The organism is Clostridium estertheticum (genome assembly GCF_018861295.1).
GTDB classification, from domain to species: domain Bacteria; phylum Bacillota; class Clostridia; order Clostridiales; family Clostridiaceae; genus Clostridium_AD; species Clostridium_AD estertheticum_D.
Genome location: NZ_JAHLDM010000096.1, coordinates 1 through 773 on the forward strand (window position 1 = coordinate 1; position 773 = coordinate 773).

Consider the following 773-nt stretch of genomic DNA (forward strand, 5'->3'; position numbering starts at 1 on the left):
TTCCTGATGCACTTTTGCTTTCCAGCATTCCTTCATCATTAAAACTATACTCATATAACATGTTTCCTGTGTATGCATTTTTTAGTGTTCCGTCTTCATTATAGTTATATCTTTGATCTATAATGTTTAAGATTTTTTGCTCTTTTGAAATTTCTTCTATTGTCTTTTTATGGTTTTTATAAGCTTTTACAGAAACTATATTTTTATCAATATTATAAACTCTATCAACAATATTTCCGCTTCTATCTAGCTGCTTACTTAAATTTCCTTCTTCATCGTAATAGAAATATTCACTATTTCCTTCTTGATCTTTTATCTCTGATACTTGTCCTAAACTATTGTAACTGTAAGTTATTGTTCCACCATTTGCATCAGTAGTTGTTATAATATTCCCTGCATAATCGTAGGTGTATTTTTCAGTTCCACCTTCTGGAGTTACTATTTGAGTTATTCTTCCCCAATCATCTAACATGTAGCTTGTTTGGTTTCCGTTACCCTCAGTGATTCCAGTTATGTTTCCCCTAGCGTCGTATTTATAACTTTGAGCTTTTTTATTTTCTTTTCTGGAGTTTGGAGTTACTATATCCTTAATTTGACCAAGCAAGGTGTAGGTATATTCAACCTTATTGTTTTCACCATCTATCGAGGTTTCCATATTTCCCTTTGGATCATAGGTATTTCTCGTTACTGTTTCTCCAAGGGCATTTTTAACCTGGATTACTTGACCTTTTAGGTTGTAAACATAGGTTGTTCCTAAGCCATCATCTGTAGAT

General features: G+C 32.3%; 1 pseudogene. It reads right to left on the reverse strand.

What is annotated here, in order from left to right:
• Positions 1-773, reverse strand: a pseudogene (locus tag KPL54_RS25825) (RHS repeat-associated core domain-containing protein); the annotation flags it as partial.